The sequence below is a fragment of the Proteus sp. MB838 genome (assembly GCF_054767435.1).
In genome coordinates this window covers 87,566-105,828 of the sequence record NZ_BAABMO010000001.1, presented here as the reverse complement: position 1 = coordinate 105,828, position 18,263 = coordinate 87,566, and the positions used below count along the sequence as shown (strand labels likewise).

Below are 18,263 nucleotides of genomic sequence, written 5' to 3'. Positions count from 1 at the left end.
AAAATAATGTGAAACCTCTATTTACAGTTATTCCTACACTATTATTAACATTGGCGTGCGTATTTCCTGCTTTTGCCAATCAAAGTAATAATATATTGGATTATGCCAGTACAAAAGATATCCGTGATATTAACCCCCATCTTTATTCCGGTGAAATGGCCGCACAAAACATGGTATTTGAACCTTTGGTTTTAAATACCGATAAGGGTGTTGCACCTTATTTAGCACAACGCTGGGAAATTTCTCCTGATGGTAAAAGTTATACCTTTTTCTTGCGCCAAGACGTTACATTTAGTGATGGCGAACCTTTTAATGCGCAAGCGGTAAAACTTAATATTGAGGCTGTATTAGATAATTATCAGCGTCATGCATGGCTAGAATTGGTACGTCAAATCGACAGTGTCGAGGTTATCGATCAGTATACTGTTAAGCTAAATTTAAAAAATCCCTATTATCCAACCTTAACTGAACTTGGCTTAACTCGCCCATTTCGTTTTATTTCACCTAAATCATTTATTAACGGTAAAACTAAAACAGGGGTGAGTCATTATATTGGTACGGGGCCTTGGGTGCTCACGGAACATAAGAAAGATCAATATGCTGAATTTAAGGTTAACCCTCATTATTGGGGGCAAAAACCAGCATTAACTGGGGTGATGTGGCGAGTGATCCCCGATAGACAGACAATGCTATTATCCTTACAAAAAGGAGATATTCAGCTAATTTTTGGTGCAGATGGCGACATGTTAGATATGGACTCTTTTGACGCATTAATGGCATCTGATAAATTTAAAACACAAATGAGTGCACCTATTGCTTCTCGTGCTATTGTGCTCAACAGTAGTCGCCCTATTACTTCAAGCCAAAAAGTACGCCAAGCATTAGAGTATGCCGTTGATAAAGAAGGGATTGCTCAAGGTATTTTAGCGGGAAGTGAAAAAGTCGCTGATACATTAATGGCAAGAAGTGTACCTTATTGCGATTTTGATTCACCAACTTATATTTATCAACCGGAAAAAGCTGCCTCGTTATTAGAAGAGGAAGGCTGGCTATTACCTGCGGGTAAAACAGTGCGTGAAAAACAGGGAAAACCGTTGCAGTTATTGCTCTCTTATAATGTGAATAATGCGGTTGAAAAAGAGATAGCCGAACTATTGCAAGATGATTTTAAGAAAATTGGCGTGGCACTGACGGTATTAGGGGAAGAGAAACAGGCCTTTTTAGATAGACAGAAAAGTGGTGATTTCGATTTACAGTATTCTCTTTCGTGGGGAACACCTTACGATCCCGCCTCTTTTGTCTCATCCTTTAGAATTCCAGCTCATGCTGATTACCAGGGACAGAAAGGGTTAGCCAATAAAGCACAATTAGATGCGATGATTGGCGAGTTGTTGATTACGCCAGATGAACATCGCCGTCAGACATTATATCAACGCTTATTTACCTCATTAGCGGAGCAAGCCGTCTATATACCATTAACCTATTCGCGTACTAAAGCGATTTACCGTAGTGAATTGGAAAACGTTAGTTTTAATCCATCTCAATATGAAATACCTTTTGAAAAGATGCGTTTTAAAGCCGAATAACCGATTAATTTAAGAGGTTACTTCAATATGGCACTGATCCGGTGCCATATTGGTTAAAGCAGATGTTACGTTATCTATGTTGGCGCCTATTGGCGATATTGCCACTAGTGTTGATTATTTCGTTTATTGCCTTTGTTTTGCTGAATTTAGCACCGTCTGATCCGGCAGAAGTGGCTTTGCGTGTTAACGAAATTGTACCGACGCCCGAAGCGATTGAAGGTATGCGCCGTGAGCTTGGTTTAGATAAGCCTTTTTTCACACGCTACTTTTTATGGCTTGTAGCGGGATTTCAACTGGATTTTGGCACCTCTTTTTTGACCCGAAAACCGGTGATACAAGAGATGTTAACTGCTCTCCCCCCCACGCTTTGGTTAGCGGCTACCGCATTATTATTTACGCTTATTATCGCGTTGCCTTTAGCCTTATGGTGTGTGGCAAAACCACATAGCTTGATAGACAAAAGTATTCGGCTGATTGTTTTTGTGTTAACCGCAATTCCTAATTATTGGTTAGGGTTGTTGTTAATTTGGGCGGTGGCGGTTCATTTAGATTGGTTACCTGTCAGTGGTATGTTGACACCACAATCGGTCATTTTACCGGCATTTGCACTCTCTTTAGGTTATATCGGTACTTATTTACGTTTGTTACGGGGCGCAATGCTTAATCAATGGCATCAGCCTTATGTATTTTATGCCCGAACAAGAGGATTACCTGATAAGCTGATTTTGCGTCGCCATATATTACGTAATTCACTTGCTTCTGCGCTGACGGCGCTAGGAATGAGTATTCCGAAACTTATCGCGGGCACGGTCGTGATCGAGAATATTTTTGCATGGCCTGGGGTGGGGCGACTGTGTATTAGTGCTATATTTGGACGCGATTATCCGATGATACAAGCTTATATTTTAATGATGTCATTGTTATTTCTCTTTTTTAATTTTCTGATAGATATCATTCAGATGAAAGTCGATCCTCGTCTAAGGCGGTAACAATGTGGCGGTTATTCTGGCAACGACTTGCGCAAGATAAAAGTGCACAACTCTGTTTATTGGTGATGGTTATTATTACTATCGCCGGAATAGGTGCACCTTGGTTTGCACCTCATGATCCCACTTTAACATCGATACGCTTAAAATTTCAGCCAATCAGCTTTCACTATCCATTGGGTACAGACAATTTAGGGCGTTGTGTATTTTCACGTTTACTCTTTGGTATTCGAACCACCGTTTTTTATGCCATTTATGCGATGAGTATAACACTGCTGATCGGTTGGCTAATGGGGATGTTGGCGGGCTATTTTCACGGTAAAACGGATACAGTGATTATGCGTTTATGTGATGTGGTATTGTCATTTCCTGCGGAAATTATGATCTTAGCCTTAGTGGGCATAATGGGGCCTGGAATAGGTAACATCTTGATTGCGGTGATCTTGGTTAAATGGGCTTGGTACGCCAGAATGATACGAGGCATTGTTCGACAATATTCACATCGTCACTATATTGCTTATGCCCAAGTGATTGGCGCACCACCAACACATATTTTACGACGCCATTTATTACCCGTGACATTAGCTGAAACTATCGTTTTAGCCTCAAGTGATATTGGTAGTGTTATTTTAATGATCTCTGCTCTTTCATTTCTGGGGTTAGGGGTACAGCCACCCACCCCAGAATGGGGCAATATGCTGAGTGAAGCAAAAAATGTCATGGTATTACATCCCGAACAAATGCTACCTGCGGGGATAGCGATTACGGTTGTTGTTACTGCATTTAACTTTTGGGGCGATTTTTTACGTGATGTGTTCGACCCCGATAATCGTCAATCAGTCGGGGATAAATATGAACAATTTACTGACGCTTAATCAAGTCTCAATCTATGATCCTCACAGCGAAAAAAAGCGGGTAGATAATCTCTCCTTTAGCCTTAAACAGGGGCGAACGTTAGCTATTGTCGGTGAGAGTGGTAGTGGTAAAAGCTTAATCAGTAAAGCCATTATTGGCTTACTTCCAAGTACACTTGCACTATCGGGAGAAATTTTTTTTGATGAAAAGCCCCTTCATTTATATTCAGAGCAACAACGGCGTGCCCTATTAGGGACATCGCTAGGTATGATTGTGCAAAACGGCATGAGTGCTTTTGATCCGTTGATAAAAATAGGCAAGCAAGTCAGCCAAACTTTAATTTACCATTTTTCTTATACTAAATTGCAAGCATTCAATGCCACTAAACAAGCATTGGACGAGGTGTTTGAGCATCAATCTTTAATGATTATGCAGGCATTTCCTCACCAATTAAGTGGGGGGGCAATTACAACGTGTGATGATTGCCATGGCTTTGGCGTTATCACCAAGGTTATTAATTGCTGATGAACCTACTACCGCATTAGACGCTCCCTTGCGCAGAGAAATATTACAGCTATTGCAACGTATCACGATATCTAAAAACACCACCTTAATTTTTATCTCTCATGATCTAGGATTAGTCAGTCAGATTGCTGATGATATTTTAGTGATGAAAGAGGGAAAATTAATTGAGTTTGGTGACAAAAACAGCGTATTAGATACACCTAAGCAAGCCTATACCCGTTATTTAATTGAGGCTAGAGCTAAGCTTTCCCAACGTTTTGCACAGGTACTTTATGCTCGGTGATCAGCATGAAACGGCGATAAACAACAAGAGGATCGAATGCTATTACGAGTAGACAACGTCAGTAAATATTATTATCAAAAAGGGGCGCGCTTTTTTAAAGAAAAAGTGACTATTCTCGATGCGCTCTCTTTTAATATACAAAAGGGTGAAGCTTTCGGGTTAGTTGGAGAAAGTGGCAGTGGAAAAAGTACCCTTGCACGGTTAATCAGTGGCTTAGAATTACCTGATCAAGGGACTATTTATTTAAATGATAAGCCAGTGACGAAACGATGTTATCGACAAGGGGTAATAAGTATTGTGTTTCAGGATCATATCGCTTCAGTCAATCCGACTTTTACAGTGGGTGAAATGATTGCTGAACCTATTAAACTGATTAATCCGACTCTTCGTCATAACGAGTTAGAAACAATTATTTTTTCTTTTTTAGAGAAGGTGCAATTACCTAAAAGTTGTTATCAGCGTTATATTTTTGAATTGTCTGGTGGGCAAGCTCAACGAGTTTGCTTATGTCGTGCGTTAGCATCTTACCCACAACTAATTATTTTAGATGAGGCAATAAGCTCTCTCGATATACCTACACAAGTTGAAATATTGGATTTATTAAAATTATTAAAAGAGGAACTCCAATTATCCTATCTTTTTATTAGTCATGATATTCAAACAGTGACTTATTTTTGCGATAAAGTCATGTTCATTTTACAAGGTCAACAAATTGAATTATGCGAGATAAATAAATTAAGTACTGTTACTCATCCTTATGCTAAAAAACTAATTCAATCTGTTATTTAATCAACAAGCAATAATGTATTATCGCATCATTGCTTGCTATATTTACTCTATTTAGAGATTATTCATTAAATGCGTTTGAATAGCGTTGGCATCATTTGCAGCATTAAAATCAATACCAAAATTCAGTGTCCCATCTTTAAGTTCAATACTACGAGGTGACGCTTTAGAGCAGGTAATATTCTGTATTTTCTCTTTTACGGTTTCTTGTGCTATTTTCGAGCTTTCACAGGTATTAATGACACCTTTTAACCCTTCACTGCAATAACCATCAATACCTGTTGTTTTTAGATCCTCAACAGTAAATGCCGACCAATCAAACGCAACTTTTATATTAGCATCACAGCTTTTATTTAAGTCTACAACACGGGATTGAATATTTTCTTCAAATTTCTGTTGTAATTCTCTTTCTGCCAGTGTGGCTGAAAAAGCCGAAGAAGTGATAAGAAGTAAAGAAAGACTGATAGCAATATTTTTCAACATAATTTAATACTCCAAAAATGAATATATAACTAAAGATTAGTCTATTAAAAATAAAATGATTGAATATGATAAAAATAGAAAAATGGTTGTTTTTAACATATTACTCTTTTTAAAAATAAATTTTACTATTAGTTAGGTATATTTTAATAACATCCTATATTGATAGTGATATTAATATGTTAACCACGGTTTTTATTCTCATTGATAGCTAAATGTTCGTTTGTTTTATAACGAACATAATCGTTTCAGTTCGCTATTAAAATGGTGAACAAAGCGAAATAAATAAATTTCTTTCTAAATCAATGTATTAAATTATTGATGTAGATCTGCATCACAAACTAATCCTATTGTGATTGTTTTTTCTCCATGCTCGAATTAACTTGCTAACTCGAAGTAGCAAAAATTAGCATAGCGTTAGCAAATGATGAGGGTTCGCATGGAACAACAATATTTTATTGGCGTTGATGTTGGCTCAGCCAGTGTCCGTGCAGCAGTATTTGATAGCTTTGGAAAGCGTTTGGGCTTTTCAGTGCGTCCAATTGCACAATTTCGCCCGAAAACGGATTTTGTCGAGCAATCTTCCGCTGATATTTGGCAACAAGTATGCACCACTGTAAAAGAGTCGGTGAAATTATCGGCCATCGATCCTCTCCATGTGAAGTCTATTGGTTTTGATGCCACCTGCTCTTTAGTGGCCGTTGGTAAAGAAGGGCAAGCACTTTCGGTTTCACCCAGTAATAAACCTGAGCAGGATATTATTATGTGGATGGATCACCGGGCAGTACAAGAAACAGTGACCATTAATCTGACTAACGATCCCGTTTTGCGGTATGTCGGGGGCGAAGTGAGTATTGAAATGGAATTGCCTAAAATTCTATGGTTAAAAAATCACTATCCGGAGCGTTATAAACATGTCTGGCGATTCTTTGACTTAGCTGATTTTTTAGTGTGGAAAGCAACCACTGCTGATGTTGCCAGTATCTGTACATTAACGTGTAAATGGAACTATTTGGCACACCAAGGGCATTTTAGTGAAAGCTTGTTAGCTGATGTTGGTTTGGATGAATTATTAGAAAAAGTACCACAAACTATTTTGGCTTTAGGTGAATCGGCCGGATGTTTAACTACCTCTGTGGCTGAGGCTTTTGGATTACATACTGGCGTCATAGTTGCTAGTGGCATTATTGATGCTCATGCGGGTGGGTTGGCGTTAACCGCATCACAACCTGAGGGAAGTTTGGCCATTATCAGTGGTACATCTAACTGCCATATGATTGTCAGCCAATACCCGATTATGGTGCCCGGTGTGTGGGGGCCTTACTTTGGCGCAATGTTACCAGAGTTATGGCTAAACGAAGGGGGGCAAAGTGCTGCCGGTGCGCTCGTTGAATGGTCTATCCGCCGCCATGAGTCATGGGCTGACTTAGAACAAGAAGCGAAAGAAAAAGGTGTTAGTTACTATACCTTATTAAACCAAGCCGTCGCTGAATTGGAAGAAAATGAACCTTATCCAACAGCACAATTTCATGTTTTAGCTGACCATCATGGCAATCGCTCTCCACGTGCTAATCCTGCCGCCAAGGGAATGGTCAGCGGATTAACCCTTGAAAGTGGTCGAGTTGCCTTGGCTCGTTATTATCTTGCGACACTGCAGTCTATTGCCTATGGCACTCGCCATATTATTGACACCCTTGAAGATGCAGGGCACCAAATTAATCGCCTTGTTATGTGTGGGGGGGCGACCAAAAATCCACTGTGGTTACGTGAATATGCCAATGCAACAGGTCGTGAGATCCATTTAGCACAAGAAGAAGATGCGGTGAATCTAGGGGCTGCTTTATTAGGTGCCGTGGCATGTAAAGCCTTTGATAACTTTTCTCAAGCAGCAAATACCATGGTACGAGAAGGCGGCGTTATTACACCCGATAGTGACACCTTTGCTTTCCATCAAGCGAAATACCAAGTTTATTTACAGATGTATCAAGATCAGCAGCGCTATAACGACATGATGGCAGATTGCTGACCATAAATTTTTCCGATTATGAATCGAGTTTACCTTACCAGGGATATCTTATGTTGAACTTAAATCTACCAAAATTACCGGACGTTATCAGTGCAGAAGCTAATGAGATCCTGATGGTCACTAACGCAGACTTACGTGAGCCTGCAAACGTAACATGCTGGCCTGTGCAGAAAAAATTTGAAGATAAGCTAGCCGCTGCATTAAAAGCACAAGGTTACACCATGAAACGTGCACATAAAATTGATGAAGCACGAGGCCATGGTTTTATCAGTAGTCAGCGTGAAGGTTGCGATATGTTTGCGGCTATCGATCCTGATGCACCCGTTATTGTGCTATTAACCGCATGGCAATACTCACACCATATTGCCTCTTCATTAGCGCATCATCGCGGGCCAATTCTGTTGCTGGCTAATTTTGATGGTACATGGCCGGGGCTAGTTGGCATGTTGTGTTTAGCGGGGACGTTAACCAGTTTAGGTAAAAATTATTCACGCTTATGGTCAGAAAATTTTGACGATACATTTTTTATTGATGGCTTAGCAACATGGTTGAAATATGGTTATGTAAATCATCAGCTTAGCTATCTTAAAGAAGTTGCGCCAACACACAGGGTAATGGCGACAGAAGCTGGCGAAGTGGGTCGAAAAGTCGGCGAATATATAATTAAAAATAAAGAAATAATAGGTTTGTTCGATACATTCTGTATGGGAATGATTAATGGGGTCTTCCCACAACAGGCAATGATCGATATTGGTATGCCCATTGAATCACTCTCTCAATCTGCATTATTGGTCGAAATGGCAAAAGTACCTGATGCATTAAGAGAAGAGTGTGTGCAATGGTACGAAAATAATGGCATGACGTTTAAGTTTGGTACAGATGATAAAACTGAACTGACTCGTGAACAGGTGAAAGAGCAGTGTGCCATGATGATTGCAATGGCGCGTTTCGTTAAACGCTTTGGCTTAACCGCTGTAGGCGTGCAATATCAGCAAGGATTAAAAGATTGTTGTCCTGCCTCTGATTTTGCCGAAGGTGCAATTGGGTCAACGGCACGCTTCCCGTTACCGGATGAAAATGGCGACATTATCAGCCCTAACACACCGATCCCTTGTATCAACGAAGTCGATATGGGTACAGCTATTCCACAAACGATGTTATGGCGTTTATTAACCTCGTTAGGCTTGCCTGCAGAAACAACATTACACGATATTCGTTGGGGGAGTGAGTATCAGGGAACCTTCTACTGGGATATGGAAATTTCCGGCTCTGTGCCTTTTGAACACCTTAAAGGTGGGATCAAAGGCGCAACAGGTTACCGTCAGCCACCTATGTTTTTCCCTAAAGGGGGATCAACTATAGCGGGTCAAGGTAAAGCAGGGCGTTTGTTATGGGCACGTGCACACTATCAAGGTACAGATGTGATTATGCATATTGGTACAGGTATGGCGGTGGAATTACCGGAGGCAGAGTTTGAACGTCGCCGTCGAGCCACTAACTACGAATGGCCATTACTCAACTGTACTTTAGATGGTGTAACTCGTGATGATCTTATGGCGGGACATCAAAGTAACCATATTACAGTGGCTTATGTTGATGACGATAAATTGGCGTTTGTGCTACAAGCCTTTGTTGCTCAAGCACTGACTCAAGGTATTCAAGTGAAAGTGGCAGGTGATGCCATTAACTTACTGTAAGGAATTTATAATGAGTCAGCAAAAATACGTTGGTGTTTGGCCTGTGATGCTCACTCCTTTTGATACTAAAGGAGAGATTGATTGGGCGTCATTAGAGCGCCTTGTCGATTGGTATATCGATGCGGGCGTACATGGGTTATTTGCCGCCTGTCAATCAAGCGAAATGTTTTATTTGAGTGATGAAGAAACACAAGCACTCACCCGCTTTATCGTTGAAAAAGCGGATGGAAGAGTACCTGTTGTTGCTTCTGGTCATACGGCAACGGCCTTAAGCCAGCAAAAAGAACAATTGCAGGCAATGGCGAGTACCGGCGTTGATGGCGTTATTATGATCAGTAATCGCTTAGCGCAAGTGGGTGAGTCTGATGATAAGGCGCTGGAAACACTACAATCCTTAACCCATGCTGTACCTAAAGAGATTGATTTGGGTATTTATGAATGTCCTTATCCTTACAAACGCTTGTTATCTGAAGAGATAGTAGAATGGTGCGCACAAAGTAATCGCTTTACCTTTATTAAAGATACTTGCTGTTCTCTTCCTCTCATAGAACGTCGCTTAGCATTATCAAAAGGAAGTCGTTTGCATCTAGCCAATGCTAATAGTCAAACCTTATTAGCGTCATTCCAAGCAGGATGCCAAGCATATAGTGGTGTTATGGCTAACTTCCACCCCGAACTTTATGTCTGGCTGTATGAAAATTGGCAGGATAAACCAGAGCAAGCTGCGCTATTAGCTGATTATTTATCAACAGCTGCGATGACTGAAACGCTGGATTATCCTGCCTGCGCTAAATATCATCAGCGCCTGATCGGCAATTTCGCGACACTGGTTTGCCGCTCTCGTAATAGTAGTCAGTTTGAAAACTCATTTTTCCCTTCTGCTGTTAATAGCATGACGGCATTGGGTGAAAATATGAAGAAGTGGCTTTCGTTAAATTAATTTAGGACACAGGAGTAGGAATATGCCTTTCGTGATGAAGGAAACCCAGTTTGTGCTGGATAATGCACATTCACTTTTTAATCACTGCCATGCTTCAACGATTGTGCGTGTGCCTAACTCTGAGCGTTTATTAACCGCTTTTTTTGCTGGCGATAAAGAAGGTAGCGGTAATACCGCTATTTGGTTGGCGATAAAAGAGGGAAATGATTGGCAACCCGCTCAACCTGTGGTTAAAAATCCAGGTGTTGCGCACTGGAATCCAGTTTTACATGTTGACCCATCAACAGGTAATATCTGGCTGTTTTATAAAACGGGTCCTGATGTACATAGTTGGACGACCCAATACGTTATCTCGAAGGATGGCGGAAATAGCTGGAGTTTACCAAGTGAATTGGTTTCGGGTGATGTAACACCTAGAGGTCCTGTGAAAAACAAAGTATTAGTGATGTCAAACGGCGAGTGGTTAGCACCGGGATCGGTGGAGGATGATCGATACTGGGATGCGTTTGTCGATATTTCTAGCGACAATGGTCAACACTGGCAGCGAGTGGATATTCCGATTGCCCATCATCAAGGAGGGCAAGCGGAGCATGAAATCTGGCAAGGGCTAAAGGACGATGCCTTGTGGGAGACTGATCTACAACGTGTTTTTCAATGGGATGGCGTGATACAACCAACACTATGGGGATCTCAGCCTGGACATGTGCATGCCATGATGCGCAGTACGCGCGGTAAAATTTATCGTAGCGATTCAACGGATTATGGGCGCAGTTGGTGTCCGGCTTATGCAACAACCTTACCAAATAATAATAGCGGCATTGATGTCGTCTCCTTCGCAGATGGTCTGTTGGCATTGGTATATAACCCGAATTCAGGCAACTGGAGTCGTCGTTATCCTATCTCTGTCAGTCTTTCATCCGATAATGGCAGTACTTGGTCTGAACCATTCGATTTACTCGATGGGGAAGGCGAATTTTCATATCCGGCTATTATTGCTGAAAACAATACCCTACATGTGACTTTTACTTGGAACAGAAAAAACATTGTTTATCAGCAGTTAATAGCTACTCAATAAAAATGTGGAGAAAGGGTTTTATGAAAAAGAGTCTACTCGCAGCGTTGGCGCTTACGATGACATTGGGCATGGGGAATGCTGTAGCCCAACAGTTAACGTATCCTACTAAAAATATTGATGTGGTTATCCCAAAAAACCCGGGGGGAGGTACTGATACTTCTGCACGGACTATCATTGAATTTGCTAAAGATGTGATGCCAGCAGGGCGTATCTTTGTACCGGTTAATAAACCCGCAGGTAATGGTTTAACTGGGTTAATTGAAGTGGCAAATGCGCGTCCTGATGGCACTAAATTAGTCATGACGACGGTTGAATTAGCGATGTTCCCACATCAAGGTAAGTCACCCGTGACCTATAAAGACTTTACCCCGATTGCGACAACGATTGCTGATCCGGTTGTGCTCGTGGTGAATGCTAATTCACCTTATAAAACATTGGAAGAATTTATTGCCGGAGCAAAAGCGAACCCTGGTACATTAAAAATTGGTAACTCAGGTATGGGAGCTATTTATCACCTCGCGGGGGTGAATATCGAACGTACTACGGGAACTAAGTTTAATCATATACCTTATAATGAAGGTACAGGCCCCTCTATTGCGGCATTAGTGGGCGATCATATCGATGGCGTATTAACCACACCCGGTGCGGTTAAATCACAAGTTGATGCGGGTATTTTGCGTGTTCTCGGTGTGATGGATGAACGTCGTTTCCCTCTTATTCCGGATGTTCCAACCTTTAAAGAAGCCTTAAATCTCGATACCAACGTGAAAATGCGCGCATGGGCTGTATTAGCTACAACAGCAGGTGTGCCTGATAACGTTAAAAATGAGTTAGTGGGGGCATTTTCAGAAGTGGTTCAAAAACCAGAATATCAAGAAGCATTGAAAAAACAAGGTATTATGCCAGTATTTATCGTCGGTGACGATGCGTATCAAATGATGAAAGAAGATCATGAGATGTATGCTGAATTAATCTCAGCCACCCTAAAAAAATAACCTTTCTATAATAAACCACCCTATCCGCAAGTCGGATAGGGTCGGGGAGATCCCGACATGACTAAAATCAATACAATCATCGGTGCGATTTCAGTAGCTTTTGGGCTACTTATTATCTATCTCTCCCGTGATATGAGTATGTTTGATGAATATGGTGTACCTGGGGAGCGTTTTTGGCCTTACGGTTTAGCCATCTTATTTATTTTACTGGGGATTTTTCAATGGATAGGTGTCGTGGTTGATAAAATTAAACATGTACACCAGTCCGTAGATTTAAGTTCGACCGCAGTTAAGCGTGCTTATGGCTTAGGCATTTTTATGCTGCTATATGCAACAGGTTTATATCTATTTGGCTTTATTGTTCCATCATTGCTTCTTATCCCAATCATTATGTGGTTGATGAATGAGAGGAAACCTATTGCCATGGTGGTGATCCCGATTGTGATTGTAGCCGCGGTTTATGTTTTCTTTGACATTATTTTTAATTCACCTCTGCCAACCTCTGTCTTTTTTGAGTAAGCGGTAAAGGAGCCTTGGTATGGAAATTTTAGATGCTTTAATGGTCGTTTTTAGTTTAGAAACGATAACAATGATCCTGTTAGGGGTTTTCGCGGGGATTATTATCGGCGCATTACCGGGTTTAACAGTGAATATGGGCATTGCACTGTTACTCCCACTGACTTACTCCTTTCAAGGAATGACGGGGATCTTATTATTATTGGGAATGTATTGTGGGGCTGTTTATGGTGGCTCCATTACCGCAATATTAATTAGTACACCGGGTACACCTGCATCTGCAGCCACCGTCTTAGATGGCTATCCGATGGCTAAAAAAGGTGAAGCAGGGCGAGCATTAGGCTTATCAACCATGGGGTCGATGTTTGGTGGTGTATTTAGTACTATCGCTTTAATTGTTATTGCTCCTCAATTGGCAAAAGTGGCGACGGGATTCTCTGCTGCTGAATATTTTGCTCTTGCGGTATTTGGCATAAGTATTATTACCAGTGTATCATCGCAATCGATTGTGAAAGGATTAATGGGGGGCGCGATTGGTCTTGCAATTGCCACTATCGGGCTTGATCCTATGACAGCAGGGCCACGTTTTACGTTTGATACCGTGTATCTTATGGGGGGCGTCTCGTTTATTCCAATCCTCGTGGGACTCTTTGCATTTTCTCAAGGCTTGATTAGCTTTGAAGAAGAGTATCGTGAGCGCAAGCAGAAGAAAAGCGAGAAAATTAATGCCCGTATTCATCGTGTATTACCTACGTGGCTCGATTTTAAACGTGTTTTACCTACCTATTTTCGTTCATCAGCGATAGGAACGGCTATTGGTGCTATTCCTGGGACTGGGGGAGATATTTCATCTTTTATCTCGTATAACGAAGCAAAACGTTGGTCAAAACACCCTGAAGAATTTGGAAAAGGATCACCCGAAGGGGTTTCAGCACCGGAAGCGGGGGCTAACTCGGTGACGGGTGGCACCATGGTACCTCTAATGACTTTAGGTATTCCCGGTGATGGCGCAACGGCGATTATTATGGGAGCTTTTATGGTGCAAGGATTAGCGCTAGGGCCACAGTTATTTACGGATAATCCCGTTGAAGTGAACAGTATTTTTATCGGCTTAATGATGGCGAATATTTTTCTCGGTATCTTAGGCTTCTTGTGTATGAAACTGTTTGTACGTGTGATGGATGTACCAAGAAGAGTATTAGTACCCATTATCTTTGTGTTGTGTAGTGTGGGGGCTTATTCAGTTAACCATAGCATCATTGATGTTTTTGTGATGATGGGGGCAGGATTACTGGCTTATATTATGATTAAGCTCGATTTTTCGATGTCTCCGGTGGTGATAGGTATTATCCTTGGGCCGATGGCAGAATCTAACTTACGCCGTGCTTTAATGATGTCTCAAGGGGATTTATCGATTCTCTATACACGACCTATTACTGCGACATTCCTCGCTATTGCACTATTAACACTGCTGTTACCTATTGTCGGACCTGGGTTAAAATCAATGTGGAAAAAATGGCGTAGTCAATCTGCTTAATAAAGGTTAATCCGCCCTCATTGTTAGCAAAATGAGGGCAATATCAATGACGGAACATTAATGGCAAAAACAGTTGAACAAATTGCAAATGATCTGAATTTATCTATCACCACAGTGCGATTAGTACTCAATGGTAAAGGTGATCAATATCGGATCAGTGCAAAAACCCAGAAAAAAATTGCTGATTATGTCGAAGTTTTTGGTTATACCGTTAACCATGCGGCAAGAAGCTTAAAACTCAATAAAACAGATACCTATGGTCTGGTTATTCCTCGGCTGTCCAACCCCTTCTTTGCTGCTTTAGCGGAAAAGTTAGAGATGCATTGTCACCAGATTGGTTGCCAGCTGATGATAAGTTGTACCTATGGTGATATTAAAAATGAAAATAAGCTCGTAAAGTCTATGGATGAGCGTAATGTTGATGGGATTTTTATTGTTTCAGCGAGTCGAAAAAATCAGCAACATCACGTTAAACATCGTCAAAAGCCTTTAGTGTTCTTAGATAGAGATTTTTCTGTTAGTAATGCAATTTGCGTGGCGTCTGATAACTGTGATAGTGGTGCACAATTAACGAAAGCGATGATACAGCAAGATGCGCCAATCCACTTTTTTGCCGGTGATGCTCTTCTTCCTACTATTGCAGCTCGTTTGCGCGGTTATGTGCAGGCGATCAAAGCCCATTATGGTGATGAAAGCCATGTAACCGTTTCCTATGCAGAACATAACACCACCAAAGATGGTGAACAGATGATGAAGCAATATCTTGAACAACATCGGCAGATCCCCAGTCATTTTATTGCCTCATCACTGCCCATTTTAGAAGGCGTATTAAGTGCTATTCGCCAAACAGAAGGTGTTATTCCCGCACATATCAATATAGGTACTTTTGATGATCACGTTATGTTAAGTTTTTTACCTAATAATGTCTGGTCAATGAAGCAAGATGAAACCTTATTGGTAGAAAAAGCCTTTGAAATCATGACTGCTAAGATAGCAGGTAACGTAGTGAAAGCACCTCCATTAATTAAAACACAACTTATCAAACGCCTAATTGCAGGAGCATGAGTCAAATATCGTGATTATTCGCCTCACTTTGTGAGTAGAATAAGCTTTCTATTCGCCTCATTGGGGGGATATATGTGGTTAATGGCTATCCATTATCTTCTGATATGATGAATGTTATATCATCAGATATGCGACTTTAATGTAGGCTATGTATGAAAAAATATTTTCTTTTTTTTTAAAAGACCTTAAACAATCTTTAATATTAAGCATTATTGCTATTTTTTTTGTCCTTTATAGTGTTTTGATTGTTCGTTTTTTCCCTATTTCTATGGTCGAATACTATTAGTATCATTTGTGATTATTTGCTTAATATTTACCTTTCTTCCTATAAAGAAAGAAGGAAAGAGAAAATAATTATTTAGTCAGCGCTAGTGATCAGAAAATAAAAGAGAACTTAATGTAAATTTCGTGATCGAGTCGTTTTGATAATCAGTACAATGTATTGAGCACCTTTGGCGCTGGTGGACGTAGTGTAAGATATATTTTGCAAGATTAAATTTTTTATTATTGCAGCGATAATGGCCATTTTAATTTATGCGCTTTATGATCATTCTTTTGTATGGCTTGTCACGGTGTCATATTCTATTAAATCCCTAATGAAAATAGGGGCTCTTGATTATCTCTGGTTAGAGGCTCATAATTTAAGCAGATAGCTCCATTTTATTAATATAAAAGGATATTAAAGAAAGATGAACGATGATGTTGACCGATGTCCTGAGTGTCAAGTAAGGGCATACTATACGGATGATTTTGTCCGTGTTTACCAAGCCTATTCTACTACTATCGCTCAGAGCGCAGTCGCAAATGGTACTTTTGTTTCTCCCCCTTTTAGTATGACCCGTATGACTTGGGTAAAACCCTCCTTTCTTTGGATGATGTATCGCTCAGGGTGGGGGCGCAAAGATCCCAATCAAGCGTCTATTTTGGCTGTTGATATTACCCATGAAGGCTTTCAACAGATGCTAACACAAGGTGTGGTCAGTCATTTCGATCCAGACCACTATGTGAGTGCCAAAGAATGGCAAGAAGCAACAGAAACCAGTGATATTCGTATTCAGTGGGATCCTGAACGAGATATTTATCTTAATCGCTTAAGTTATCGCACTATTCAAATAGGGTTACGTAATCAAGCAGTAGAAAAATATTGCAATGAGTGGATTGTTAATATTACCGATATTACTGATAAAGTGCGTAAAATAGATACTTGTATTACTAATGGCGATCTAGATACTGCATATAGCTTACTTCCTATCGAGCAACCTTATCATTTTGCAAAATAATCTCGCCTAGAAAAACCCCGCCAATAGACTATGGGCGGGGTGATAAGACTAAACCTTCGCAAGTTGTGGGCGAACACCTAATGTATGGCAAATGGCGTAGGTCAATTCAGAGCGGTTAAGAGTATAAAAATGGAAATCTTTCACGCCCTCACGGCTTAAAATTTTCACCATATCAATAGCGATAGAAGCCCCAACCAGTGCGCGAGTTTCTGGATCGTTGTCTAAGCCATCAAACATTTTATGCATCCAACCGGGGATCTTCACATTGGTTAATCCGGCAAAACGTTTTAACTGTTTAAAATTGGTGACAGGTAAAATACCTGGAACAATTTCTACATCAATACCCGTTGAAACACAGCGATCACGAAAGCGTAAGTAACTTTCTACATCAAAGAAAAATTGTGTAATGGCTCGATTAGCGCCCGCATCCACTTTCTTTTTTAAATTAATAAGATCAGCCTGTGCGCTTTTAGCTTCGGGATGCACTTCTGGATAAGCAGCAACCGAAATATCAAAATCTCCTACATCTTTTAGTAAATGAACCAGATCAACGGCATACATATCTGGCTTCTGGCTGTTATCAGGTAAATCTCCCCGTAGCGCCACAATATGACGAATACCACTTTGCCAATAGTCTTGGGCAATATGCTGTAATTCTTCACGACAGGCATCAATGCAGGTTAAATGTGGTGCCGCCTCAAGGCCTGTACGCTCTTTTATATCTTTAATAATGGCATGTGTTCTATCTCGTTCACCTGAATTTGCACCATAAGTGACCGAAACAAAGCTAGGTTTTAAGGTATTTAGACGAGCCAGTGATTGCCAGAGTGTATTTTCCATCTCTTGTGTGCGAGGAGGAAAAAACTCAAAAGAAACTTGGATCTGGCCATCTAATTCAGCAAGATTTTGATTAAGCGCTTCATGCTGGCTTGCGTGATAAAAGCTCATACCTATACCTCATCAATCGTTGTGTCACATGTTGTTATTGTTATTCCGTTAAGTATCGCTACTTATTTACCCATCTAACCATTTAGACGTCTAGATGTAGATTCTCTTAATTCGGTTATTTAGTCAACAGTTATTCACCTTAGTTTCAATGAGGATAATTCAATCGGAAGAGGAGAAAATTTCATGTTGCACGATGACAACCTTAAATAACGTAAAGTCGCAGAAGGGATACGTTTGAAGATTTTCTTCTATAATAAAATTAACTCATTGATTGAATGGGAGTAGAAATGATCACTTGTAAACGTGTCTATGATGATAAAGACGGTAAGCATGAAGGTTATCGTGTATTAGTGGATAGATTATGGCCTAGAGGGGTGAAAAAGAGCGATTTTCATTATGATGAATGGAATAAAGCGCTCGCGCCTTCTACTGAATTAAGAAAATGGTTTCATGAAAATGGCGATTTCACACAATTTACGGCTCGCTATATAAAAGAATTAGAAGCAATACCGGAAAGTTGGCAACCACTATTGAAGGTAGCCAAAGAAAAACCATTAGTATTACTGTATTCCGCTAAAGATGAAAAACAGAATAATGCTGTGGTTTTAATGGAATTTTTGCAAAAACAGTGCAAAACCAGCTGAAGCAATTATCGATGGGTTTGTCAGGTGTAATGTCAATAG

18 protein-coding genes are annotated in these 18,263 nt (G+C 40.5%); 16 read left to right on the top strand and 2 right to left on the bottom strand.

What is annotated here, in order from left to right:
• Positions 1-8 precede the first annotated feature (8 nt).
• The 6 genes from nikA (at position 9) to ACYUCW_RS00465 (ending at position 5,024) form a co-directional block, all read left to right on the top strand.
• Positions 9-1,586, top strand: a complete 1,578-nt coding sequence (nikA, locus tag ACYUCW_RS00490) for a nickel ABC transporter substrate-binding protein (RefSeq protein WP_074923992.1) — start codon at positions 9-11, stop codon at positions 1,584-1,586.
• A gap of 62 nt (positions 1,587-1,648) precedes the next feature.
• Positions 1,649-2,575: a nickel/cobalt ABC transporter permease gene (opp1B, locus tag ACYUCW_RS00485; RefSeq protein WP_004249045.1), complete on the top strand. Its 927-nt coding sequence runs from the start codon at positions 1,649-1,651 to the stop codon at positions 2,573-2,575.
• Between the two features lie 2 nt (positions 2,576-2,577).
• Positions 2,578-3,447 (top strand): nickel/cobalt ABC transporter permease, encoded by an 870-nt coding sequence (gene opp1C, locus ACYUCW_RS00480; RefSeq protein WP_049208278.1) that lies wholly within the window; start codon positions 2,578-2,580, stop codon positions 3,445-3,447.
• Positions 3,425-3,952, top strand: a complete 528-nt coding sequence (locus ACYUCW_RS00475) for an ATP-binding cassette domain-containing protein (RefSeq protein ID WP_460408040.1) — start codon at positions 3,425-3,427, stop codon at positions 3,950-3,952. The genes opp1C and ACYUCW_RS00475 overlap by 23 nt, the downstream gene beginning before the upstream one ends.
• On the top strand, positions 3,906-4,235 hold the full coding sequence (locus ACYUCW_RS00470) for a hypothetical protein (RefSeq protein WP_460408077.1): 330 nt from the start codon (positions 3,906-3,908) through the stop codon (positions 4,233-4,235). Before ACYUCW_RS00475 ends, ACYUCW_RS00470 begins: the two co-directional genes overlap by 47 nt.
• A 36-nt stretch (positions 4,236-4,271) precedes the next feature.
• Positions 4,272-5,024, top strand: a complete 753-nt coding sequence (locus ACYUCW_RS00465; RefSeq protein ID WP_020946423.1) for an ABC transporter ATP-binding protein — start codon at positions 4,272-4,274, stop codon at positions 5,022-5,024.
• Between the two features lie 51 nt (positions 5,025-5,075).
• Here the strand turns inward: ACYUCW_RS00465 and ACYUCW_RS00460 are convergent, their stop codons facing one another.
• Entirely contained in the window at positions 5,076-5,504 is a 429-nt protein-coding gene (locus tag ACYUCW_RS00460) for a hypothetical protein (RefSeq protein ID WP_004249048.1), read from the bottom strand.
• 436 nt (positions 5,505-5,940) lie between these two features.
• Here ACYUCW_RS00460 and ACYUCW_RS00455 point away from each other — a divergent pair, with 436 nt between their 5' ends.
• The 9 genes from ACYUCW_RS00455 to ACYUCW_RS00415 all read left to right on the top strand — a co-directional run bounded on the left by ACYUCW_RS00455 (position 5,941) and on the right by ACYUCW_RS00415 (position 16,632).
• The gene (locus tag ACYUCW_RS00455) at positions 5,941-7,527 is read left to right on the top strand and encodes an FGGY-family carbohydrate kinase (RefSeq protein ID WP_017628631.1); all 1,587 of its coding nucleotides are present in this window, start codon (positions 5,941-5,943) and stop codon (positions 7,525-7,527) included.
• Between the two features lie 50 nt (positions 7,528-7,577).
• The gene (locus tag ACYUCW_RS00450; RefSeq protein WP_004249051.1) at positions 7,578-9,224 is read left to right on the top strand and encodes a signal transduction protein; all 1,647 of its coding nucleotides are present in this window, start codon (positions 7,578-7,580) and stop codon (positions 9,222-9,224) included.
• A gap of 10 nt (positions 9,225-9,234) precedes the next feature.
• Entirely contained in the window at positions 9,235-10,164 is a 930-nt protein-coding gene (locus ACYUCW_RS00445) for a dihydrodipicolinate synthase family protein (protein WP_004249052.1), read from the top strand.
• A gap of 22 nt (positions 10,165-10,186) precedes the next feature.
• A complete protein-coding gene (locus ACYUCW_RS00440; RefSeq protein WP_004246737.1) occupies positions 10,187-11,239 on the top strand; it encodes a sialidase family protein in 1,053 nt (350 codons plus the stop codon).
• A 20-nt stretch (positions 11,240-11,259) separates the two neighbouring features.
• Positions 11,260-12,234: a tripartite tricarboxylate transporter substrate binding protein gene (locus ACYUCW_RS00435; RefSeq protein WP_460408036.1), complete on the top strand. Its 975-nt coding sequence runs from the start codon at positions 11,260-11,262 to the stop codon at positions 12,232-12,234.
• Between the two features lie 57 nt (positions 12,235-12,291).
• Positions 12,292-12,753: a tripartite tricarboxylate transporter TctB family protein gene (locus tag ACYUCW_RS00430; protein WP_004246739.1), complete on the top strand. Its 462-nt coding sequence runs from the start codon at positions 12,292-12,294 to the stop codon at positions 12,751-12,753.
• A 19-nt stretch (positions 12,754-12,772) separates the two neighbouring features.
• On the top strand, positions 12,773-14,287 hold the full coding sequence (locus ACYUCW_RS00425; protein WP_004246740.1) for a tripartite tricarboxylate transporter permease: 1,515 nt from the start codon (positions 12,773-12,775) through the stop codon (positions 14,285-14,287).
• Positions 14,288-14,347: 60 nt separating this feature from the next.
• On the top strand, positions 14,348-15,352 hold the full coding sequence (locus ACYUCW_RS00420) for a LacI family DNA-binding transcriptional regulator (RefSeq protein ID WP_004249055.1): 1,005 nt from the start codon (positions 14,348-14,350) through the stop codon (positions 15,350-15,352).
• 689 nt (positions 15,353-16,041) lie between these two features.
• Positions 16,042-16,632: a DUF4291 domain-containing protein gene (locus tag ACYUCW_RS00415; protein WP_004246743.1), complete on the top strand. Its 591-nt coding sequence runs from the start codon at positions 16,042-16,044 to the stop codon at positions 16,630-16,632.
• 48 nt (positions 16,633-16,680) lie between these two features.
• Here ACYUCW_RS00415 and metF read toward each other — a convergent pair whose 3' ends face one another.
• Positions 16,681-17,580 (bottom strand): methylenetetrahydrofolate reductase, encoded by a 900-nt coding sequence (gene metF / locus ACYUCW_RS00410; protein WP_004246744.1) that lies wholly within the window; start codon positions 17,578-17,580, stop codon positions 16,681-16,683.
• A gap of 287 nt (positions 17,581-17,867) precedes the next feature.
• Here metF and ACYUCW_RS00405 point away from each other — a divergent pair, with 287 nt between their 5' ends.
• A complete protein-coding gene (locus tag ACYUCW_RS00405; protein ID WP_004249056.1) occupies positions 17,868-18,224 on the top strand; it encodes a DUF488 domain-containing protein in 357 nt (118 codons plus the stop codon).
• The last annotated feature ends 39 nt before the right edge of the window (positions 18,225-18,263 follow it).